Annotated in this window: 20 protein-coding genes and 1 pseudogene; 15 read left to right on the top strand and 6 right to left on the bottom strand. The window is 71.4% G+C overall.

The genetic code is table 11. The features are described from left to right. Positions 1 to 384 (top strand): helix-turn-helix transcriptional regulator (locus tag E1287_RS32770; RefSeq protein ID WP_243719585.1); only part of this gene is annotated, 384 nt, incomplete at its 5' end. A gap of 332 nt (positions 385 to 716) precedes the next feature. Next, positions 717 to 1,220 carry a hypothetical protein gene (locus tag E1287_RS44140; RefSeq protein ID WP_165969310.1) on the top strand — a complete coding sequence of 168 codons (504 nt, stop codon included), beginning with the start codon at positions 717 to 719 and terminating at the stop codon, positions 1,218 to 1,220. Here E1287_RS44140 and E1287_RS32760 read toward each other — a convergent pair. After that, positions 1,172 to 2,125: a LysR family transcriptional regulator gene (locus E1287_RS32760; RefSeq protein ID WP_131969152.1), complete on the bottom strand. Its 954-nt coding sequence runs from the start codon at positions 2,123 to 2,125 to the stop codon at positions 1,172 to 1,174. The two genes, E1287_RS44140 and E1287_RS32760, sit on opposite strands and share 49 nt — an antisense overlap. A 99-nt stretch (positions 2,126 to 2,224) precedes the next feature. Here E1287_RS32760 and E1287_RS32755 point away from each other — a divergent pair, with 99 nt between their 5' ends. Genes E1287_RS32755 through E1287_RS32710 form a run of 10 tightly spaced genes read left to right on the top strand, consistent with a single transcriptional unit; the run spans position 2,225 to position 12,467 of the window. Beyond that, on the top strand, positions 2,225 to 3,688 hold the full coding sequence (locus E1287_RS32755) for an amidase (RefSeq protein ID WP_131969151.1): 1,464 nt from the start codon (positions 2,225 to 2,227) through the stop codon (positions 3,686 to 3,688). 4 nt (positions 3,689 to 3,692) lie between these two features. Beyond that, positions 3,693 to 4,520, top strand: a complete 828-nt coding sequence (locus tag E1287_RS32750; protein ID WP_207934602.1) for an inositol monophosphatase family protein — start codon at positions 3,693 to 3,695, stop codon at positions 4,518 to 4,520. A 26-nt stretch (positions 4,521 to 4,546) separates the two neighbouring features. Then, entirely contained in the window at positions 4,547 to 5,515 is a 969-nt protein-coding gene (locus tag E1287_RS32745) for an aldo/keto reductase (protein WP_165969309.1), read from the top strand. Next, entirely contained in the window at positions 5,512 to 6,825 is a 1,314-nt protein-coding gene (gene paaK, locus E1287_RS32740) for a phenylacetate--CoA ligase PaaK (RefSeq protein WP_131969148.1), read from the top strand. The genes E1287_RS32745 and paaK overlap by 4 nt, the downstream gene beginning before the upstream one ends. Positions 6,826 to 6,847: 22 nt before the next feature. Continuing rightward, complete coding sequence (locus E1287_RS32735; RefSeq protein ID WP_131969147.1) at positions 6,848 to 7,621, top strand: ABC transporter ATP-binding protein; 774 nt, start codon at positions 6,848 to 6,850, stop codon at positions 7,619 to 7,621. A 38-nt stretch (positions 7,622 to 7,659) separates the two neighbouring features. After that, entirely contained in the window at positions 7,660 to 8,523 is an 864-nt protein-coding gene (locus E1287_RS32730; protein WP_165969308.1) for an ABC transporter permease, read from the top strand. After that, positions 8,520 to 9,608 carry an ABC transporter substrate-binding protein gene (locus tag E1287_RS32725; RefSeq protein ID WP_131969145.1) on the top strand — a complete coding sequence of 363 codons (1,089 nt, stop codon included), beginning with the start codon at positions 8,520 to 8,522 and terminating at the stop codon, positions 9,606 to 9,608. Before E1287_RS32730 ends, E1287_RS32725 begins: the two co-directional genes overlap by 4 nt. After that, positions 9,605 to 10,243, top strand: coding sequence for an NAD(P)-binding domain-containing protein (locus E1287_RS32720; RefSeq protein ID WP_131969144.1), 639 nt, complete (start codon positions 9,605 to 9,607; stop codon positions 10,241 to 10,243). Before E1287_RS32725 ends, E1287_RS32720 begins: the two co-directional genes overlap by 4 nt. 14 nt (positions 10,244 to 10,257) lie before the next feature. Next, on the top strand, positions 10,258 to 11,661 hold the full coding sequence (locus E1287_RS32715) for an amidase family protein (protein ID WP_131969143.1): 1,404 nt from the start codon (positions 10,258 to 10,260) through the stop codon (positions 11,659 to 11,661). A gap of 23 nt (positions 11,662 to 11,684) precedes the next feature. Beyond that, on the top strand, positions 11,685 to 12,467 hold the full coding sequence (locus E1287_RS32710) for an enoyl-CoA hydratase-related protein (RefSeq protein WP_131969142.1): 783 nt from the start codon (positions 11,685 to 11,687) through the stop codon (positions 12,465 to 12,467). 5 nt (positions 12,468 to 12,472) lie between these two features. Here the strand turns inward: E1287_RS32710 and E1287_RS32705 are convergent, their stop codons facing one another. Continuing rightward, entirely contained in the window at positions 12,473 to 13,882 is a 1,410-nt protein-coding gene (locus E1287_RS32705; protein WP_131969141.1) for an NAD(P)/FAD-dependent oxidoreductase, read from the bottom strand. Between the two features lie 101 nt (positions 13,883 to 13,983). Between E1287_RS32705 and E1287_RS32700 the strand changes: the two genes are divergently transcribed. Continuing rightward, positions 13,984 to 14,817, top strand: coding sequence for an aldo/keto reductase (locus E1287_RS32700; RefSeq protein ID WP_131969140.1), 834 nt, complete (start codon positions 13,984 to 13,986; stop codon positions 14,815 to 14,817). Here the strand turns inward: E1287_RS32700 and E1287_RS32695 are convergent. After that, positions 14,814 to 15,638, bottom strand: coding sequence for a LysR substrate-binding domain-containing protein (locus E1287_RS32695; protein ID WP_131969139.1), 825 nt, complete (start codon positions 15,636 to 15,638; stop codon positions 14,814 to 14,816). The genes E1287_RS32700 and E1287_RS32695 overlap by 4 nt on opposite strands. A gap of 122 nt (positions 15,639 to 15,760) precedes the next feature. Between E1287_RS32695 and E1287_RS32690 the strand changes: the two genes are divergently transcribed. Then, positions 15,761 to 16,285, top strand: coding sequence for a nuclear transport factor 2 family protein (locus tag E1287_RS32690; RefSeq protein ID WP_131969138.1), 525 nt, complete (start codon positions 15,761 to 15,763; stop codon positions 16,283 to 16,285). A gap of 251 nt (positions 16,286 to 16,536) precedes the next feature. Here E1287_RS32690 and E1287_RS32685 read toward each other — a convergent pair whose 3' ends face one another. Beyond that, positions 16,537 to 19,626, bottom strand: coding sequence for a BTAD domain-containing putative transcriptional regulator (locus E1287_RS32685; RefSeq protein WP_131969137.1), 3,090 nt, complete (start codon positions 19,624 to 19,626; stop codon positions 16,537 to 16,539). A 52-nt stretch (positions 19,627 to 19,678) separates the two neighbouring features. Continuing rightward, on the bottom strand, positions 19,679 to 20,860 hold the full coding sequence (locus tag E1287_RS32680; RefSeq protein ID WP_243719586.1) for an MFS transporter: 1,182 nt from the start codon (positions 20,858 to 20,860) through the stop codon (positions 19,679 to 19,681). Between the two features lie 370 nt (positions 20,861 to 21,230). On the opposite strand from E1287_RS32680, the gene E1287_RS32675 reads away from it, so the two are divergent. Next, positions 21,231 to 21,578 carry a metalloregulator ArsR/SmtB family transcription factor gene (locus E1287_RS32675; RefSeq protein WP_131969135.1) on the top strand — a complete coding sequence of 116 codons (348 nt, stop codon included), beginning with the start codon at positions 21,231 to 21,233 and terminating at the stop codon, positions 21,576 to 21,578. On the opposite strand, the pseudogene E1287_RS44135 reads toward E1287_RS32675, so the two are convergent. Beyond that, positions 21,579 to 22,196 (bottom strand): annotated as a pseudogene (locus E1287_RS44135) (MFS transporter); the annotation flags it as partial. It abuts the gene before it with no gap.

Here is a 22,196-nt window from a genome sequence, read left to right as displayed (position 1 = left end):
GCGCAATGGGAGGAGGGGGTCGCAGTGAGCCGGGGGCCGCGGATGACGGTGCAGACTCAGATGGTGCTGCGCCAGGCGCTGCTGGAGCCGGGCCGCGAGTGGTACGGGCTGGAGATGGTGCAGGCCACCGAGCTGCCCACCGGCACCGTGTATCCGATCATCACCCGGCTGGAGCAGGCCGGATGGATCACCTCCCGCTGGGAGGAGCCTCGCGAGCAGCGCGAGGCTGACGCCCTCGGCCGTCCGCGCCGCCGCTACTATCAGCTCACCCAGGAGGGTGCTGAGAGTGCCCGGCTCGCGCTCGCCAAGGCCCACGCCAACCGCGCCACCACCCCCAAGCCCTGGGACACCCTGCGCCCGCAAGCCCCCGGAGCCACCTCGTGACGTGCCCTACCTGCTACTCCGACATCAACTCTGCTCTCACCTGTTCCCACCGCGGAGCGCTCGTAGGTGCGCACCAAGACCGCGACATGGGCGCGCTCCAAGACGCGTGCGCTGCATTGGTCGCCCGTGTACTTTCTGCTACCCCTGGGGCCACGGAGGCGGCAGCAGAGGCGGCACGCGCGGCGACAGCGGCGAAGACGGAATCCGCGGCCAAACAGGCAGCGAGGGGGGCGGAGACGGAGAAGGCGGCGGCACGCGCGGCGAGGGCGGCGGAGGCAGCGGCACGCGCGGCGACAGTGGCGGAGACGGCATCCGCAACTGCACAGGCGGCGATGGCGGCGGCAGATGCGGCGGAGATGGCACGCGCGGCGACAGCGGCGGAGATGGCATCCTGGGCGGAAGCGGCGGCGGATGCGACGGTCTTAGCGGCGGAGCGAGCGGCGATTGCTGCGGGGGCGGCGGCGAAGGCGGCGTATGCGGCAGCGGACGCAGCGGAGACAGCAGAGGCAATCCGAAATGTGGCGGACGCGGCGGTGCGGGCGTTGCAGGTGGCTGCGCTGGCTTTCACCGCGCTACGCAGCGGCTTCTCCCCGGCGCACATGGAGGTGGCGAGTGTGGCACAGCCGCCTGGGGTGTTGACGCGGCGGCTGGTGGCCGTTGGGTGTGCGCTGCTGCCTGCTGGCGACCGGGACCGCTACGGCGAGGAGTGGTTGAGCCTGCTGACCGAGCTGCCTACCCGTCGGGCGCGGGCTCGTGAGGTGCTTTCCATCCTGTGCGGTGCGCCGCGTCAGGCCTGGGCGCTGCGGCGTCCGCTCAAGCCCGTTCCGCCTGCCTGACCGGTGGTTTGTTCGTAGAAGGCCAGGGACTCGCGGATGCGGGTGCGGAGCCACATGTGGGGGCGGTCGTTGTCGTAGCGCTGGTGCCAGGCCAGGACGATCGGGACGGGTGGCAGATCGAAGGGCAGCGTCCGGGTGCGGAGGCCCAGTTTGCTGACGGTTGGGCGGCACATGTGTTCTGGGATCGCGACCATTAGTTCGCTCTCGGCGACCAAATAGAGGGCTGCGGTGCTCGTTGGGACGGACGCGACCACGCGGCGGCGTAGGCCTAGGGCGTCCAGGGACGTGTCTATCGGGTCGCTGAGTCTGCCACGGCGGGAGACGATTACGTGATCGGCCTCGGCGAAGCGTTCTGCGGTCAGGTCGGTGGCGGCGCAGGGGTGGTCCGCGGATACGGCGGCGACCAGGCGGTCGTGGCCGATGGTGATGTGGTTGATCTCCGGGACGTCCGGTTCGGTGGAGCCGATCTCGAGGTCGACTTGGCCGTGGCGTAGTTCGTTGGTGTCGCTGCTGGCTTCGGCGAGGAGCCGGATGGCCACGCCGGGGGCCTGGGCGCGGACGGTGGCCAGGAGCGTCGGGCCGATCGCCGTGGTTACTGCGTCGTGGCCGCGGACTGAGAACGCGCGGTCGAGGTTCGCCAGGTCGAGGTCGTGTTCCGGGCGCAGGACGCCGCGCGCACGCTGGACGAGGTCGTGGACCTCGCCGCGGATCTCCAGGGCGTACGGCGTCGGGATCATGGTGCGCCCGGCCCGCACCAGGATCTGGTCGCCGGTGACGCGTCTGATCCGGCCGAGGGTGCGGCTCATCGCGGGAGCGGAGAGGTTCAGGCGCTCTGCCGCGGCCGCGACGCTGTTGTGCTCCAGCAGTGCGTCCAGCGCGGTCAGCAGGTTCAAATCCAAGTGCACGAGAGTAAATGTAGCCCTATCAAAGATGCACTGGCCATTATTAATGGTCGCTCTTAGTGTCGGGGGACAGGACGAAACCCCCGGTCGAGGAGCGAGGGCATGGAGATCTGGCAACTGTCCGCCACCGAGGTCGCGCGCCTGCTCCGCACCGGGGCTGTGTCATCGGTCGAGGCCACCCGGTCGGTGCTCGCGCGGATCGCCGACGTCAATCCGGCGGTTAACGCGGTCGTCGAGGTGCGGGAGGACGAGGCGCTCGACGCGGCGCGGAAGGCGGACGCGCGGCTGCGGCACGGGCCGGCGGCGGGGTTGCTGCACGGCGTGCCTGTGACCTTCAAGGTGAACACGAATGTCGAGGGGCTTCCCACTACCGAAGGCGTTGCCGCCTATAGGGACCACGTCGCCACCGAGACCGATCCGCAGGCTTTGAGCTGGCTGGACGCCGGGGCCATTCCCGTAGGGCGAACCAATTGCCCGCCCTTCGCCACCCGGTGGACGACGGAGAACGACCTGTACGGCGCGACGGTCAATCCGTGGGATCCGGCGGTGACGCCGGGCGGGTCCAGCGGTGGGGCGGCCGTCGCGGTGGCGCTCGGGATGGGTGCGCTGGCGCAGGGCAACGACATCGGCGGGTCGATCCGTTATCCGGCCGCGTGCTGCGGTGTCGTCGGGCTGCGGCCCACTCCTGGCCGGGTTCCCGCGTGGACGGGGCCGCCGTCGCATGATCCGCCGATGGCCGTGCAGGCGTTCGTGGAGCAGGGACCCCTCGCCCGGACGGTCGCCGACCTGCGGCTGGGGTTGCGAGCGATGGCGGCCTACGATCCAAGGGATCCGCGAGCCGTCGCCCACACCAGCAGGATTCCGGCGTCGGTGGAGCAGGGGCGTGTCGCGGTCGTGACCGATCCGGGTGGGTCGGGGCTGCGGGGATCGTCCACGGCGGAGAGCGTCGAGGCCACGCGGACGGCCGCCGGATGGCTGGCCGACGCCGGTTACCAGGTCGACGAGGTCGAGCAGCCGCTGTTCGGCGAGGCCGCCGAGCTGTGGTGGAAGCTCGCGCTCACCGAGTTCGCGATCGGGATGGTGGCCGAGGTCGAGCGTGTCGGCGACCCCGGTTTCCGCCGGTTCTTCGACCTCATGTTCGCCGTTTACCGGGACGCGTTCGGTGAGGTCGATCTGGCGGAGTTCGTGGCCGGGTGGGCGCGGCGCGGGATGCTCCGGCGGAGGCTTTCGGAGTTCGCGGATCGGTATCCGCTCATCTTGACGCCCGTGTCCGGTGAGCCGCCGTTCCCGATGGGGTCTGATGCGGAGTCGGTCGAGCGGACGGCCGAACTGATGGGACGGCAATGGCCGCTCATGTCCGTTCCCGTGCTCGGGTTTCCGTCGCTCGGGCTTCCGGTCCCGAGAGGCGCGGGCGGCGCGCCGCTCGGCGTCCAGGTGATCGGACGGCCCTTCGAGGAGGACGCCGTGTTCGCCGCCGCCGAGGTCGTCGAGGCCAGAGCCGGATTCACGACGCCCATCGACCCGTCCACCATCGGAAAGAGCCGCGATGTCGCTGCACTCGGATGATCGCTTGAACCCGTCGTTGACCGGCGGCCGACCGGCCCTGGCCGAGGACAGGGAGCTGGTGCCGCACGTCGCGGCGGCGGTGCGGGCCGCCGGGGCGCGGATGGTGGAGCGGTTCTCGACCTCGCCGCGCCTCGCCGGACGGGACGAGGTCGTGGCCGGCATCTACGCCAACGACGCGGCGTCCCTGGAGATCCTGAAGCCCGCGCTGACGCGAATCCGCCCGGACGTCGGCTGGGTCGACGACGAATTGGAAAGCGGCGTCCTCCCGGACGGGGAATGGTGGGTGACCGACCCCGTCGAAGGCAATATCAACCATGTTCACGGCATGACGGACTGGGGCGTCACCGCGACGCTCGTCCGCGACAACGTGCCCGTCGTCACCGCCGTTCATCTGCCATTGCTCGACGACACGTATACGGCGGTTCTGGGCGGCGGCGCCCTTCTCAACGGGACGCCGCTTCGCCATTCCCCGAAGGCCGCGATCGACGGGGCCCTCGTCGGGACGGGGCAGGCCGCGCCCGGCGAGTCGGCGGAGACGTTCGTCCGCATCGGGGCGTCCGTCACCGCGATGCTCAACGCCGCGATGGTGATCCGGGTGTCGGTGCCGGCGACGCTGCAGCTCATCCAGATCGCCGCCGGCCGGATGGACGTCTTCTGGCAGTTCAGCCAGGTCCGCTCCGGCCTGCTCGCGGGCGCGCTGCTCGTCACCGAGGCGGGCGGCGTCGTCTCCGACACGCGCGGGCGGCCGTGGAGCCTCGACAGCGACGACTTCCTCGCCGCGACCCCGACGCTGCACGCCGCCGCCGTCCAGACCCTCTCGGCGATCACATGAATTCACAGGCAGGAAGGCATCCGGAAATGCGCAAGGTCCCGCTCGGTGCGTCCGGCATCGAGATCAGCGAATTCGTGTTCGGCGCCGGTTCCATCGGCGGGGTCGGCACGTCCACGAGCACGCGCGGCTTCGGGCTGGACGCCGAGGAGGGCTTCGCGCGGCTCGACGAGGCGTGGCAGCTCGGGATCAACATCGTGGACACGTCCGACTCCTACGGGGGCGGCGAGAGCGAGAAGGTCGTGGGCCGCTGGCTGCACGAGCGGCGGCCCGCGGACGCGATCGTGTCGACCAAGGTCGGGCTGATCAGCAACCCGGACGGTTCCCGCGCCAGGGACCTGTCGGCGAAGCACATCGAGCGGCGGCTGGCGCGGAGCATCGAGCGGCTCGGGCGGGTCGATCTGTACCTGTCGCACGTCCCCGACCCGGGGACGCCGATCGCCGAGACGCTGGAGGCGTTCTCCGCCGCCCAGAACGCCGGGGCCATCGGGGCGTACGGGGTCAGCAACGTCGACCGCGCGCTGCTGGAGGACATCCTGCGGACGGCGGACGCGAAGGGCCTGCACCGTCCGGTCACCGTCGAGAACCGGCTGAACCTCCTCGATCGCGGCGACGAGGCCGAGCTGCTGCCGCTCGTGGTGGGCGAGGGGCTCGGGTACACGCCGTTCTCCCCGCTCGCGGGCGGGGTGCTGTCCGAGCGGTACCTCGACGGTGCGCCGCCGGAGGCGGGCAGCCGCATCGCCGTCGCGGGCGACCTGTACTACAAGGGCTTCTATTCGCCAGGCAACCTGGAGAAGGTCGCCGCGCTCCGCGAGGTCGCGCGGGAGCTGTCGGCGAGCGTCTCCGGGCTGGCCCTCGCGTGGCTCCGCGACCATCCCGCCGTCACCGCGCCGATCGTCGCGCCGCGCACGTCCGCGCACTGGGACGCCGTCCGCGAGGCGATGGACATCCGGCTGGACGAGAAGGAGCACTCCCGCATCTCGGACATCTTCCGATGAACCGGCCGACGCGCGCCGCGCCAGAAGGGCTCGAAGCGATCGAGACGGCGTCCGTTGACGAGCTTCGCGCCGTGCAGCTCGAAAGGCTGCGCTGGACGGTCCGCCACGCCTACGAGAACGTTCCCCACTACCGGACGGCCCTGGACGCAGCCGGGACGCACCCGGACGACATCCGCACCCTCTCCGACCTGACCAAACTGCCGTTCACGACCAAGGACGACCTGCGCGCGAACTACCCGTACGGGATGTTCGCCGTCCCGCCGGAGCGGGTGGCGCGCGTCCACGCGTCCTCGGGCACCACCGGGCGGCCGACCATCGTCGGTTACACGCGCGAGGACCTGGAGACGTGGGCGGGCGTCGTCGCGCGCAGTATCCGCGCGGCGGGCGGGCGGCCCGGCGACCGGCTGCACAACGCCTACGGCTACGGGCTGTTCACCGGCGGCCTCGGGCTCCACGCGGGGGCGGAGCGGCTGGGCTGCGCCGTGATCCCAGTGTCGGGCGGGATGACCGCACGGCAGGTCCTGCTGATCCGCGACCTGCGGCCGGACGTCATCGCGGTCACCCCGTCCTACATGCTCGCGCTGATCGACGAGATGGAGCGGCAGGGCGTCGATCCCCGCTCGACGTCGCTGCGCGTCGGGATCTTCGGCGCCGAGCCGTGGACGGAGGAAATGCGCCGGGAGGTCGAGGGCCGCCTCGGCATCGACGCCGTCGACATCTACGGGTTGTCGGAGATCGTCGGGCCGGGGGTGGCGCAGGAGTGCGCCGAGACCAAGGACGGCCTGCACCTGTGGGAGGACCACTTCCTTCCCGAGATCGTCGACCCGGCGACGGGCGAGGTGCTGCCGGACGGCCGCGAGGGCGAGCTGGTGCTCACGACGCTGACCAGGCAGGCGATGCCGGTGCTCCGGTATCGCACCCGCGACCTGACCCGGCTGCTGCCGGGGACCGCCCGGCCGATGCGCCGGATCGCGCGGATCTCCGGCCGCACCGACGACATGATCATCTTGCGCGGGGTGAACCTGTTTCCCACGCAGATCGAGGAATTGCTGCTGAGCACGGCCGAATTGGCGCCGCATTTCCAGTGCGTGCTGACGCGCCGGGGTGCGCTCGACGGGCTGACCGTCCGCGTGGAGCGGCGCGGCACCGTGGCGGCGGGCTCGGCGGCGACGGCGGCCGGGGAGCGCGTGCGGGCGCTGATCAAGAACACGATCGGCGTCGGCGTCGAGGTCGAGGTCCTCGACCCCGGCGGAATCGAGCGGTCCGCGGGGAAGATGCGGCGCGTCATCGACGAACGTCCACCCAGGTGAGGCCCCGGAGAGGAGGCCAGGCATGAGCGGAGCGGATGTCGCCGTGCGGTTGCGCGGGGTCGGGAAGAGATTCGACGGCGGCGTCGAGGCGATCAGGAATCTGGACCTTTCCGTGGGGCCCGAGGAATTCGTCTCGATCGTCGGGCCGAGCGGCTGCGGGAAGTCGACCCTCTTGCGCGTCATCGCCGGATTGACGCCGTGCGCGGACGGGTCGGTACACGTCCACGGCGAGGAGGTCACCGCGCCGCGGACGGACGTCGGCATGATGTTCCAGCGGCCCGCGCTCCTCGCGTGGAAGACGTCTTTGGAGAACGCCCTCCTGCCCGTCCGGATGCACCGGAAAGTCAGGGACGGCGACCTCCGCGAGGCCATGCGGCTGCTCGCCCTCTTCAACCTCGAAGGGTTCGAGCATCACTTTCCCGAGCAGCTCTCCGGCGGAATGCAGCAGCGGGTGGCGCTGGCCAGGCTGATGATGACCGGAGCCCGCGTGCGCCTTCTCGACGAGCCGTTCGGCGCGGTGGACGAGCTGACGCGCGAACTCCTGAACCTCGAACTGCTGAAGATCCATGAACGGACGGCGTCGGCCACGCTCTTCGTCACGCACAGCGTTTCCGAGGCCGTCCTGTTGTCGGACCGGATCGTCGTGATGACGCCCAGGCCGGGAACTGTCGCCGCCGACGTGACCGTCTCGCTACCGCGGCCCCGCTCGCTCGACATGGCCCATTCCCCGGAATTCCAGGAATTCGCCTCGACGGTGCGCGACGGACTCCATCTCGTCCAGGCCGAAAGGGGTTGATCGCGGTGAACCGGCAGCGCGGGACAGGACGCGGCCGTGTGATCGCCCCGGCGGCCCTGTTCGCGGTCGTCGTCGTCCTGTGGGATCTGGCGAACACCCAGGGCTGGGTCAGCGACCTGATCCTGCCTCGTCCCTGGGACGTCGTCGTCGCGACCTATGAGCTGTTCTCCACCGGGATCGTCTGGGAGCACCTCCTCGCCACCTTCTACGAGACCCTGGCCGGATTCGCCGCCGCGGCGGTGCTCGGGATCGGGACGGCGCTGGCGGCCGGGTCGTCGCGCCTGGTCAGGCAGATGGTGTACCCGTACGCGGTGACGCTGCAGGTGCTGCCGATGCTGTCCATCGCGCCGATCCTGATCTCGGCGTTCGGCTTCGGCTACACCTCGAAGATCGTGATCGCCGGGATGATCGCGTTCTTCCCGGTGTTCGTGAACGCGCTCACGGGCCTGCTCGCCCCGGACCCCGACGCCGAGGAGCTGTTCCGGTCGCTGCGCGCCGGGAAGAAGCGGACGTTCCTCAGCCTGCTGCTCCCCACCGCCGCGCCGATGATCTTCGCGGGGCTGCGGATCGGGCTCACGCTCGCGCTCGCGGGCGCGGTCGTCGCCGAAATCGTGTCGGCGCAGAAAGGGCTCGGATTCCTCGTCCAGAGGTACAGCTCGCAGCTGAATCAGGACGACGCGTTCGCCGTCGTATTGGTCCTGACCGCGATGGGGCTGCTGCTCTACGCCGCCATCGGTCTCGCCGACCGCACCATCGTCTTCTGGCGGCATGCCGGCCGGTCGACGTCCAAGACCAGGAGCCGGGAGAGAAGCGTCCGGCGGCGGCTCGGCGAAACGCCGGCGCGGCCCGCCGAGTCCGCGGCCTCGAACCCTTCGGCTTCGCAGGAGGAGAAGGTCTCATGAAAACAACGCCGTCGAACCTGGTGGCCGGGGCAATGGCGACGGCCCTGCTGGCCGCCGCGCTGTCCGGTTGCGGAAACGCGGGCAAGACCTCGGGCGGCGCGGACGGCACGCTGACGCTCGCCACTCCCGCGCCCAATTCGCTGTTCACCTTCAACGAGGTCATCGCCGAGAAGCTCGGGTTCTTCAAAGAAGAGGGCATCACGGTGAAGCTCGCCCCGGTGAGCGACAACATCCCGATCGCCGGGCTGGTGGAGAACAGCAAGGCGGACGTCGGGCTCGTCGCCGCCACCGACGCGATATCCGCGGCCCTCAAATCGGACGGTCTGCGCCTCGCCTACGACGAGCGCACCGGCGGGAACGGGTTCCTCATCGGCCTCGTCGTCCCCGAGAAAAGCCCCGTCAAGAAGGTCGCCGACCTCAAGGGAAAGAACGTCGGCCTGGCCTCCCCCGACCAGGACCGCGCGTATCTCACCGCCGCGTTGAAGAAGGCCGGGATGGGCATCGACGACGTCAAGACGACGATGGTCGGACCGGGCAGCCCTTCGGTCGCGCAGACGCTGGAGTCCGGGCGCATCGCCGCCTACGCCGGGACGCTCACCGATTTCTTCGCCTTCGACGAGGCCGGACTGCCGGTCAGGGACATCACGCCCGAGGGCCTCGAAGGCATTCCCGTAGGCGGCTACATCGTGCGCGCCGAGACGCTCGAGAAGAGCGATGTGCTGGTCAGGTTCTTCCGGGCTCTTGCCAGGGGGACCTACGTGGGCCTAGAACGTCCCAAGGTCGCGGAAGCGGCCACGCGCCAGGTCGCCCCCGAGCAGTGGAGCGACCCTGACCAGGCCAAAGGACTCCTCGACGCCCTGTCCAAGACTCTCGTCCCCTTCGACAAGCAGAACTTCGGAGAGATCAAACCGGACCGCTGGGCCAACGCCCAAAGCCTCCTCCGCGAAGCCGGCGTGACCGACGGCTCCGTGGACCTCAACGAATTCCTCGTCCCGGACATCCTCCAGAAAGTCAACGCCTTCGATCGCAAAGCGACCCTGTCCACGGCCGACACCTGGCTGACCAACAACGGGAGCAAGACATGACGAACATCGCCATCCTCGGGTCCGGACGCGTCGGCGGCACCCTCGCCGCCAAACTCGCGGAAGCGGGGCACGAGGTCGCCATCGGCAGCCGCAATCCGGCGGACGTCTCGTCCAGATGGGCCGGGAAACCCGTGACGGTCACCGGCACGGCCGCCGCCGCCGAAAACGCCGCGATCGTCGTCAACGCGACGCCCGGCGACACCTCCGTGGAAAGGCTCGCCGCCCTGCGCGACGCCCTGTCCGGGAAGATCCTCGTGGACGTCGCCAACGCCACGGTCCGCGGGACCGACGGGATGCCGGGCGGGCTGGTCCACCCCGGCAGCAGCCTGGCCGAGCACCTCCAGGAAGCCCTGCCGGACACGAAGGTCGTCAAGACGCTCAACACCATGCTGTTCACCGTCATCGTCGACCCGCACAGCCTCAAGGCGCCGCCGACCGCGTTCCTTTCCGGCGACGACGTCGACGCGAAAGCGACGGTTACGGGACTGCTGGGCGACCTCGGCTGGCCCGCCGACTGGATCGAGGACCTCGGGGACGTCACCAGCGCCCGCGGCCCGGAGGCGCTCATGCTGATCGTCCCGTCGATCCTGCGCAACCACGGGATGGTCCCGTTCGCCCTGACCGTCGCGCGCTAGGGCAGGGTGCACTCATGGCTGAAGACCTGCACTGGCTGCCCGCCGTCGAGGCCGTCCGGCGGCTGCGCGACGGGGAGCTGAAGCTCGCCGAGTACGTCGAGGCGCTGATCGAGCGGACGGAGCGGCTGGCGCGCCTGAACTCCTACATCTCGCACGAACCCGACCTCGTCCGGCAGTCGGTTAAGAACGCTCCAAAGGGGCCCCTCCACGGGCTGCCGTTCGCGCTCAAGGACATCATCGACACCGCCGACCTCCCGACGACGGCGTCCACCCCGGCCCTGCGCGACTCGCGCCCGCGCCGCAACGCCCCCATCGCGCAGTCCCTGCTGGACGCCGGCGGCACGCTCATGGGCAAGCAGGCCCTGGGCGAGCTGTCCTTCGGGATGACGGGCAACAACCCGGTGTTCGGGACCGTCCGCAACCCCTACCGCGAGGACTGCATCCCCGGCGGAAGCAGCGGCGGCACCGCCGTGGGCGTGGCCGCCGGGCTGGTCCCCGCCGCGCTCGGCGCCGACACCGGCGGATCGTGCCGCATCCCGGCCGCGCTGTGCGGCTGCGTCGGGTTCCGGCCGACGCACGGACGCTACGACGGGCGCGGCGTCGTGCCGATCTCGTCCACCCGCGACACGGTCGGCCCCCTCGCCCGCTCCGTGGCGGACGTCCGGCTGATCGACGGCATCTGCGCGCCGTCCGGCACGGGCTCCGCCGGCACGGTCGACCTGGCCGGTCTGCGGCTCGGCGTGCCTCGCGGGTTCTTCTACGACGGCCTCGACCCGGACGTCGCGGCGGCGACCGAGAGCGCGCTGTCGGCCCTCGCCGCGCGCGGCGCCGTGCTCGTCGAGCGGGACGTCCCCGACCTGGAGCGGCTCAACGAGGCGGCCAGCTTCACCGTGGTCCTGTACGAGGTGGGCCGGGAACTGTCGGCCTACCTCTACCAGCACTCTTCGCCGCTCACCCTGCGCGATCTGGTCGGCCGGGTCGCGACCGACCAGATCCGGGAGACGCTCGAATCCCTCCTGGACGAGGACGTCGTGCCGGGCGCCGAATACCGCGCGGCCCTCGCCGTCCACCGCCCGGCGCTCCGTGCGGCCTTCGCGGCCTACTTCGCCGAGAACGACGTCGGCGCCTACCTCGTCCCGACGACGCCGCTGCCCGCGCGTCCGCACAGGCCCGCCGGGGAGGACCGGACGGTCGAGCTGAACGGCAAGGACGTCGACACCTTCCTCACCTACATCCGCAACACCGACGCGTCGAGCACGGCGGGCCTCCCCTGCCTGTCGATCCCTTCGGGGCTGTCCCGCGACGGCCTCCCGATCGGGCTCGAACTCGTCGGCCCCGACTCGTCCGACGCCCGGCTCCTGGCCATCGGCGAAGCGGTCGAAAGCGCGCTGCCGCCCCTGCCGCACCCTCCCCTGTGACACACCCAGGAGTTGACCGCACTATGAACGCGAACAAGACGGTGCACTATGAGCGGCGCGATCGGCTCGCGCTGATCCGGCTGGACCGGCCGGGGACGTCCAACGCCATCGATCCCCCGACCCTCCAAGCGCTCGGCGCGGCCTACCACCGGGCCGACAACGACGATGCCGCCGCCGTCGTCCTGCACGGGGAAGGGCCCGACTTCTCCGCCGGGCTCGACCCGAAGAGCTTCCTGCCCACCCTCCAGGCACACACGTACAGCGCGGACGGCCCCGGCCGGATCAACCCCTTCGGGACGACGACCCGCCTGTCGAAACCGCTGGTCGTCGCCGTCCAGGGCACGGTCGGGGCCATGGCGCACGAGCTCATGCTCGCCGCGGACGTCCGCATCGCCGCCGAGGGCACCCGCTTCGGCCAGGGCGAGGTCGGCAGGGGCACCACCCCGGCGGGCGGCGGCGCGCTCCGGATGGCGGCGGAGGCGGGCTGGGGCAACGCCATGCGCTGGCTCCTCACCGGCGAGGACTGGGGCACCGACGAGGCCGTCCGGCTGGGGCTCGTCCAGGAGGTCGTCCCGCTCGGCGAACAGCTGCCGCGCGCCATCGAGATCGCCGAGAGGATCGCCGCCAATCCGCCGCTCGCCGTCCGCGCGACACTCGAACTCGGCCGCCGCGCCCGCGACGCCAACGCCCACCAGGTCTTCGCCGAGCTGATCCCGACTCTCTACCGGCTGCTGGACACGGCCGACTTCGCCGAACGCCTGACCGCGCTCAAGGAAGGCCGCGACCCGGTCTACACCGGCCGGTAGCCGGGTCAGCGGAGGTGGCGCAAGGCGGAGCGGGCGGCGTTGTAGCCGCACATGCCGTGGGCTCCGGCTCCGGGCGGGGTGGCGGCCGAGCACAGGTAGACGCCGGGGGCGCCCGTCGCGTAGGGGTCGAGGGCCGGGCGGGGGCGGAACACGAGCTGGGACGGGGTGTTCGCACCGGTGAGGATGTCGCCGCCGACGTAGTTGGCGTTGTGGCGGGCCATGTCGGCGGCGGAGCGCACGCTGGTCGCCTGGACCCGCTCGCGGAAGCCCGGGGCGAACCGTTCGATCTGCGCGATGATCGCCTCGGTCGCGTCGCCGGTGTAGCCCGCCGGGACGTGCGCGTAGGCGTAGAGCGGGTGGACGTCCCGAACGGATCTCGTCCCGTCCGCCACGTACTGCTGCCCGACCAGCACGAACGGGCGCTCGGGCATCCGTCCGGCGGTCACCTGCTTCTCGGTGGCGGCCATCTCCTCGAAGCCGCCGCCGAGATGGACGGTTCCGGCATGCCGGGACGGCTCGTGCGTCCAGGGCACGCCCCCGGCCACCGCGAAGTCGACCTTGAACGCGGCCGGGCCGTGGCGGTACCGGCCGTAGGCCCTGCGCACGCGGGGCGGCATCCGGTGCCCGGCGATCTGGAGCGCGGCGCTGGGCGAGGTGTCGAGCATGACGATGTCGGCGTCCAGCTCGTCGATGGAACGCACCGTGCGGCCGGTCTCGATGGTGACGCCGTGTTCGCGGGCGCGGGCGAGGATCGCGTCGCGGATCGCAGCAGTCCCCCCTTCCGCGACCGGCCATCCGTAGGCGTGCGCGGCGGTCGTGAGCGCGACCCCGATGGCGGACGACAGCACGCCGCCGAACGGGCTCAGCGCGTGCGCAGCCGCGCCGCCGAAGAGCGCCCTCGCCTCCGGTGTGCGCCAGCGGCGGCCCAGCACGGACGCGGGCAGCGCAGCCCGCAACCCGAAACGGGCGAGGCTAACCGGATGGCGCGGGACGTGCAGCATGGGCTGCAGGAATTCCTTGCCGATGGCGTCGAAGCGCTTGGCTAGGGGGGCGAACACGCTGTGCCAGGCGGCGGCGTCACGTCCGAGGGCGGAGGCTGTTTTGTCGACCGAGCGCCATAGGGTCGCGCCTCGTCCGTCGTCCAGGGGGTGGGTGAATTCGGCGTCCGCCCAACGGTAGGTCAGCCCCGCATCGGTCAGGCCGAACCGCTGGACGAAGGCGGAGCCGAGCAGGAGGGGGTGGAAGCCCGAGCATTCGTCGTGGATCAGGCCGGGAAGCGTGAGCTCGCTCGACCTCGTCCCGCCGCCGGGGGTGTCGGCGGCCTCGATCACCGTGACGCGCACTCCCGCGGCTGCGAGCGTGAGCGCGGCGGCGAGGCCGTTGGGACCGCTGCCCACCACGATCGCGCTGGTCACGCAGCAGCCCCCTGCCTCGAACCGGTCGTGCTCGAACTCTCCCCAGCGTAGGGGCCCGCGCTGCTGTTATCGTGAACGATCTTGAGGTTGGGGGCGAAAAAGTGACACCGCGTGATTTCCGTATCGCGGGTGAGCGGGACGTGCGGCGGCTCGGGTTCGGGGCGATGCATCTGCCGACCGAACCCCGGCAGGCCCGGGACGGCGCGATCGCCGTGGCCCGGCGCGCGGTCGAGCTGGGCGTGACGCTGATCGACACCGCGCACCTGTACGGGTGGGGCGCCAACGAGGAACTGCTGGCCGAGGCGCTGTACCCGTACCCGGACGACCTGCTCATCGCCACGAAGGTCGGCGTCGCGCCGCCGGACCCTCCCCGCGAGGCCGACATCTGCGGGCGGCCGGAGTTCCTCCGCGACCAGGTCGAGCAGGGCCTGCGCCGGCTGCGCGTCGAGCGGCTCGAACTGCTCCAGCTGCATCGCGTCGATCCGAAGGTGCCGCTCGCCGATCAGCTGGGCGCGCTCCGCGAGATGCAGCTCCAGGGAAAGATCGGCCATATCGGGCTGTCGGAGGTCAGCGTCGGCCAGGTCGACCGGGCGCGGGAGATCGTCGACGTCGTCAGCGTGCAGAACCGCTACAGCGTGCTCGACCGTGAGCACGAGGCCGTCTTGGAGGCGTGCACTGCGGCCGGTATCGCCTTTCTGCCGTGGCGGCCCGTGCATCCCGCGGCGTCCAAGGGGGCCGGCGAGATCGCCGCCGTGGCCGCCGAGACCGGTGCCACGGCGGCGCAGGTCGCGCTGGCCTGGCTGCTCGAACGTTCTCCGGTCGTCCTGCCGATCCCGGGCACCGGCTCGATCGCCCACTTGGAGGAGAACGTCGCCGCGGCAGACCTGCGGCTGGACGACGACCAGCTCCGACGCCTCGACCGGCTGGGCCGCTAGGCCGTTCCGGGGTGGAGCAGGTCGTGCGCGGCCTGGGCGAAGGCGCGGACGCGTGCGGTGGCGCCGTCGGCCCGCCACAGCAGCCCCCAGCGCAGGGGCGGGGCATCGTCGAGGACGACGTAGGTGACGTCGGGCCGCGCGTAGTAGCGCCTGGTCTGCGCGCCGACCGGAAAGACGCCGTGGCCTGCGCCTACGAGGGTGAGCATCTCGTTGAGCGTCGACGCCGAAGGGCCGGGTCGCAGGGGTTTCGTCCTGGCGAGGTCTTCCACTGAAACTGACTCGCGGCGAGCGAAAGGATGCCCGGACGGGACGGCCAGCATTCGCGCTTCCGAGACCAGAACCGGGCCCATGACAATGCCGGGTTCTTCTACGGGGAAAGTGTCGAGCGCGACGTCGATCTCACCGGCTCGCAGCCACGGAATCGCATCGGCGATCTGGGCCTCGCGGAGCAGGACATCGCAGTCGGAGTGCCGCTTCCGGAACAGCTCCGTCACCCCGGCGAGCAGTTGCCCGGCGGCCGCGCCGACGAAGGCCGCCCGAAGCGTGCCGGAAAGGCCGCGGCCTGTGCTGATGGCCTGCTCGACCGCCGCGCTGATCTGATCCCAGGCCGGGCGGACGTCCTCGTACAGGCGCCGTCCGACGGCCGTCAGCTCCACGCGGCGGCTGGTCCGGTCGAACAGCGGGACGCCGACGCGCCGTTCCAGCTTGGCGATGGTCTGGCTGATCCGGGCCGTGGACACATGCAGGCGTTCGGCGGTACGGCCGAAATGCAGTTCCTCGGCGAGCGTGAGGAACGCCTCCACCTCATGCCGTTCCAGCACGACGCCCCCAGATCGTTAATTCCAGCTTCACGATACTTGCCCGGACGCGCATTGATCGGCCTCGCTCCCCCGCCCAGGCTGGAACCGCCTGAAACACCTACTGACCTTTATGGGAGCAAGCGATGTACGTCACCGATGGGCGCGCGGTCTCCGCTCCAGCAGAGGACGGCGACGCGGTCGTCCGGGAACTGCGGGACCGCGCGGAGATCCTGGACGCGCTGTACCGTTTCGCCCTCGGCCAGGACCTCAAGGACGAGGCCCTGTTCGCCTCGGCTTTCGCCGCCGACGCCGAACTGGACTTCCGTCCGGCCGCGGCCAAGTGGGGCGGACATCCCCCGGTCATGGCCGGACGGGACACGATCGTCACCACGATCCTGGCGTCGTTCACCGGCCGGGTCGACACCACGCACCAGGTCACCAATCCCCGCATCACCATCAACGGCGACAGCGACGGCGGCGGCTCGGCGCGGCTGACGGCCCTGGTCGAGGCCCAGCATCTCCTCACCGCCGACCACGACATTTTCGCCCTGCTGAAGAACCCTTACGACGTCGAACTCGTCCGCGACGGTGAAAGGTGGGTGATCCGGCAAATGCGCATCGACAACGCCTGGTACACCGGCGATCCCGCAACGATCTTCGGTACCTGAAAACCGGCGCCTGAACCGGGTTCGGTACCGGCGGTACTGAGCCACCGGCCGGGACGGGGCGGTCCCGGCCGGCATGCCGGATCTCTATCGACCTCGAGCCCCCGACGGTCAACTGCGCCCCCGCGTCAGTTGGCCCCGCGACGGAGAATCGCTATCGTGCACGGCGCCGTGTTGCCGTGCTGTCCTCGACGCTACCGAGGCGGGCCTTACCGATCGCTAACCTGGCGGCTAACACCGAAGGGCCGCATCGGTCAGCCGATAATGTCCCCGGACGCGAGACGCTCCTCGACGGAGGTGTGCCCGGCGGCGTCGTCGATCCGGCCGAACAGCTCGCGGGCCTCCGTCCAGCTGGCGCGGGCGGCGTCGTGGTCGCAGGCGGCGGCCTGCGCGTCGCCGAGGGCGCGCAGGGCGCGGGCCAGGAACGGGATCCAGCCGCGGGTGCGCCAAACCTGCACCGAGCGTTCGAGGCAGGCGACGGCCTCCGGGACGTCGCCCTCGGCGAGGTTCAGCTCGCCGAGGACGCCCAGCGCGTCGGCGAGATGGTGGCGGAAGTTGCCCGTCCGGCTGTAGGTCAGCGCGAGGTCGAGCGTCGCCCTGGCCCGGCCGTCCCCGGTCGCGACGAACAGTTTGGCGAGGTAGAGCAGCGAGAACGTCTCCAGGTAGCGGTCTCCGAGGTTGCGCGCCATCATGATCGACTCGTCCAGCAGCTCGCGGCCGGCCGCGATGTCGCCGCACAGCGCGCGGGCGGCGCCGAGGAACTGCACGATCGTCGCGGTGAGACGGGGGTTGCCCAGCCCCTCCGCGACCGCCCGCGCCTCCACGAGGCATTCGAGCGCGTCGTGCGGGTTGTCCTCGCCGTGCGCGATGGCCATGACGTGCAGCGCCCGCGCCTGCCCGCCCGTGTGGCCCGCCTCGCGCGCGACCCGCAGCGCGCGGTCCGCGAGGGCCAGCGCCTCGGTGCTGTCGCCCTCAGCCACCTTGGCCCAGACCATCGCGACGAGCGCGTCCGAGATCCCGGCCGGGTCGTCCAGCTCGGTGAACAGGTCCAGGAGCCGGACGGCGAGGGCGCGCATGCGGGTCATGGCCGTCCCGGACCCGGGGGGCGAGGTCCAGGTGAGGACCTCGAGGAGCCCGCGCAGGATCACGGCCTCGCCGCGCTTGTCGCCCGTCTCCCGGCACAGCGCCAGCGTGCGCTCGTGCATGCGGCGCCAGTCGTCGTACAGGCCGCGGATGTCGCAGTACTTCTCCATGGACGCCGCCAGGTCCCAGGCGAAGTCGGTGAAGCGCAGCTCGCAGGCGTGCCCGACCTCGGCGACGAGCGCGGACCGTTCGGACTTGAACCACTGCATCGGGTCGGCCAGCAGCCGCGTCGTGACGGACGGCGGCGGCGACCAGCGCGGAGCGGGCCCGTGCATGGCGGCGTAGCACGGGCCGGGGACGTGCTCCGCGGCCTCCTCCGCCAGCGACAGCCAGCCCCCGAGCGCGCGCCGCAGCGCCGCCTCGCGCTCCGGCTCCGGGTCGTCGCGCTCGGCGAGCTCGCGCGCGTACAGCCGGAGCAGGTCGTGCAGCCGGTATCTGAGCTGGCCCGTCTCGTCCACGCCGGTGATGCCGACGAGGTGCGCGTCGATCAGCGTCTCCAGGTGCCGCTGCACCTCGGGGATGGGACGGTCGAGCAGCGCGGCGACCGTCCAGCACGCGAAGTCGGGGGCGTGGAGCAGCCCGGTCAGCCGGAACACGCGCTGCGTCTCCGGTGGCAGCAGCCGGTAGCTCATCTCGAACCCGGCCCGCACCTCCAGGTCACCGGCGACCAGCTCGTCGAGGCGGCGGCGCTCCTCCCGCAGGAGGCCCGCGAGGTGCGCCAGCGTCCAGTGGCCGCGGCCGAGCAGCCGGGCCGCGGCGATGCGCACCGCCAGCGGGACGTGGCCGCACAGCCGGGCGATCTCCACGGCGGCGTCCGGCTCGGCGGCGACGCGCTGCTCGCCGATGATGGTGGCGATCAGCTGGACGGCCTGCGCGGACGACAGCACGTCGAGGTTGAGCAGCTTGGCGCCCTCCAGGCCGACGAGGGCGTTGCGGCTGGTGATGAGCACGGCCGCGTCCGGGGTGCCGGGCAGCAGCGGCCGCACCTGGGGCTCCGCCGCGGCGTTGTCGAGGACCACGAGGATCTTGCTCCCGGCGAGCCGGCTCCGGTACAGCGCCACGCGCTCGTCCAGGGACGGCGGGATGCCCGCGCCGGACATGCCGAGCGTGCGCAGGAACCGGCCGAGCACCTCCGCCGTGTCGGCGGGGTTCGCCGAATCGCCGCGCAGGTTCGCATACAGCTGCCCGTCGGGGAAGAAGTTCGCGATCTGGTGCGCGACGTGGACGGCCACCGTCGTCTTGCCCACGCCGCCCATTCCGGCGACGGTCGCGACGGCCACGGTCCGGTTCCGCGCCGACCCGCCGCCTCCGATGAGGGTCTCGGCCAGATCCACCACCTCGGCGCTCCGGCCGGTGAAGTCGGGGATGTCGGGCGGGAGCTGGGCGGGCGGCGGCAGCGGCGGCTCCGGCGGGGCGTCCCGGTCGTCCAGCGCGCGGTTGGCGGACAGGACGCGCAGGTGCGCCCGCTGGACCTCCTCGCTCGGCTCGACGCCGAGTTCCTCGACGAGGTGCTCGCTGAGCCGCCGGTACGTCTGCAGCGCCTCCGCCGACCGCCCGCTCGCCATCAGCAGGTCGATGAGGACGGCGTGCAGCGGCTCGTCGAACGGGAGTTCCGCGGTCAGCGCGCTGACGGCCGTGACGGCGCCCTCGGGGACGCCCGCGTCCAGGGCGGCGGCGGCGAGGACCATCGCGGCGCCCCGGATCTCCTCCTCCAGGCCGCGGACGAGCGCGTCCGTCCGGTCGATGCGGGACAGGCCGGCGAGCAGCGGCCCCTTGCGTTCCGCGAAGGCGGCCGAGAGCGTCCGGTAGACGCGCTCGGGCTCCGTCAGGGTGCGGGCCTCGTCGGCGAGTTCCAGGAACCGGCCGAGGTCCGAGCGGTCCGCGGCACGGTCCAGCAGGTAGCCGTCCTGGTAGTCGATCTTGATCGGGTCGGACCGGTGAGGACTGTCCGCCTCCAGGCCGGTCAGCCATTTGCGCAGGCGGGACACGCCGACGTGGACCGACTCGCGGCTCGTCTCGCCGGCGCGGTCCGTCCACACCAGGTCGGCGAGGCGGCCGGTCGTCAGCGGCTCGCCCTGCGCCAGGAGCAGGACGCCCAGCAGCCCTTGGAGGACCGGAGAGCGGGGCGGCGCGACCGCGACCCCGTCCACGCCGACCGCCAGCGGGCCGAGCACACGGAAATACACGCCTTCTGTTGCCATGCCTTCGACACCCCCGTCGAACACAACTCAGAAGTAACTCATGACGGCCTTTTCAGGGAACTGATTTGATCGGCTGGATGAGGAGCCCGCCCAATACTGCCATGGCGCCCGCGAGAAGGAACAGCAGAGTGTAGCCGCCGAGGTCGACTCCGCCGGCGGCGACGAGCGGGGCGACCGCGACCGCGGCGCTGCCCGCCATGTTCATCACTCCGAGGTCCTTTCCCCGGTCGCTGTCGCTCCGCAGGATTTGCGTGACGAGCGCCTGATCGACGGCGAGGTAGGCGCCATATCCCCCGCCGAGCGCCGCGGCGGCGACAACGGCGACCGGCCATGTGGAGACCAGCCCCATTCCCGTCAGGCCCCCGGCCATCAGCAATGCGGCGACGATCACGAAGATCTTGCGGCGTCCGGCCCGATCGGACGCGCGCCCGACCAGAAGGCCGACCACGATGATTCCCGCGGTGAACATCAGGCTGAGGACGGCCACTCCCTGGGCCGGATCGTCCAGCCTGATCTCATCGCGGAGAAAGTACAGGAGGTAAACGGTTGCCAGCGAAGTCGCGAACTGCGCCATGAATCGCCCGCCCCAGGCCCAGGCGAAATCCGGGCCCAGCGCTTTGGCGTCGGCGATCAGCCGCCGCGGCGCCGGCCTCCGCGGCTTGCCGGCCCGGGTGGGCTGATCTGGCTGTTCCTGCTGGTCGGTGCGGTGTGTCAGGACGGGGACGTCCCGTCCGATGAACGCGTACGGCAGGGCGAGCAGTACGACCAGGACGGCCACGAGCGGATAACCGGCGCGAAATGAGACGCCGGACACCAGCAGCGTTCCGAACACCAGCCCGAGCGGCTGCGCGAATCCGACGATGGCGAACACCGTCCCGCGCCGGTCGACGGGCACGCGATCCGGGACCACCGCGCACAGCGCCGCGGAAATGCCGCCCACGCCGCCGTGGACGATCGTCCAGCAGATGCCGACCGCGATGACCGACGATTGCCAGGGCAGCGCGAGAAGGGCCAGTGCGCAGAACACGGTGCCGGCGATCACCCAGGAACGGCGTTTTCCGAACCGCCATCTGGTCCGATCGGAAAGCGCGCCCACAAGGGGCGCGGCCAGCACCGCCGCCACGGCTCCTGCGGCCGTCACCGCGCCCAGCGCCCAGACCTTTCGATCCGGGTCGATCACCTCGATCTGGCTGGGCAGCAGAACCTGCGCGGCCGCGAGAAGCCCGATCCACATTCCGAGGGTGACCGCGAACAGCGCCAGCACCCACGAAAAGGACAACGGCTTGAATGTCGAAGGCGGCTCGGCGGGGGACGCCCTTACAACAAGGGGTTTCTCCATTGCGAGTCCACGGATCCCGTACCCTCGGCAAAGTTTGGAAGATCTAGGTGGCCCACAAGGTAGCACAGGCGCGGGCGGCTTCCCGATGGGCCAATGAGGCGTGATCGGCGGGGTGGGCGCGGAGCAGGCAGGGAGGCTCCGCTGGCCGGGTCCGGACGCGTCCGGCCATTCGTCCCGCGCCGAAGCGGAGCGCACGGTACAGCGGGTTTGACCGAACACGGAAAGCTCATAACATTCCAGTGTGGCGATCGATTCTGATATTGGAATGAGCGGGGTCTCGCTGGACGACCTGGCCCCGGCGGCCGCGCTGTTCCACGCCCTCGCCGACCCGGTGCGGCTGTCGATCGTCCAGCGGCTGACGCGCGGCGAGGCCCGGGTGGTGGACCTGACCCGCGAGCTGGGGCTGGCGCAGTCGACGGTGTCCAAGCACCTGGGCTGCCTGCGCGGCTGCAAGCTGGTGGACTACCGCGCCGAGGGCCGCCAGTCGTTCTACTCCATCGCCGCACCCGAGCTGCTGGACACGCTGCGCTCGGCCGAGCGGCTGCTCGCCACCACCGACCGCGCCGTGGCGCTCTGCCCCGCCCACCGCGTCGCCGGCACCCGAAACGCTTGATCACTTCGGTGGTGCGGTGCCAATCGCGAGCAGTGCGGCGAGGACGGCGGTCGCGGTCAGCGCCAGGAACATGTGGGGATATCCGCCCAGCGCGGCGGCCAGTGCGGCGCCGGCGAAGGGGGCCAGGGCGGTGGCCGTCGTGATCGGGGCGGCGAGGATCCCGGACAGCGCGCCGTAGGCGGCGGTGCCCCAGCGGTCGGAGACGGCGGTGGCCTGCAGCAGCGTGGCGATGCCGCGCGTCATCCCCGCCATGAACGCCACCGCGATCAGCAACCCCACCGGGCCGGGAACGAGGGCCAGCCCGGCGGTCGCGGCGGCCGACAGCGCCAGGATCCAGACGGTGCGGGCGCGGACGCTGGTGCGGCGGGCCAGCGTCCGGTAGCCGAGCCGTCCGGCGACCTGCCCGACGCCGCCCAGGCCGAGCGCCAGGGCCGCGATGCTGCTGCCCGCCCCGCGCGAGGTCAGCAGCGGGATGAGGTTGATCAGCACCGCGAACATCGTGAAGGCCGACAGCGTGAGCGCGGCGGTCAGCAGGACGAACGGCGCGCTGCGCACCGTGGCGGCCACGTCCTTGCGATGGTGGACGCGGCCGTCCGCGCGGGGCGGGCCGTCGAGGGC

Origin of the sequence: Actinomadura sp. KC06, from assembly GCF_004348735.1 — a bacterium.
Taxonomy (GTDB): Bacteria; Actinomycetota; Actinomycetes; order Streptosporangiales; family Streptosporangiaceae; genus Spirillospora.
Note: the sequence above shows the minus strand (reverse complement) of the source record. Positions and strands in the feature narration are given on the sequence as shown.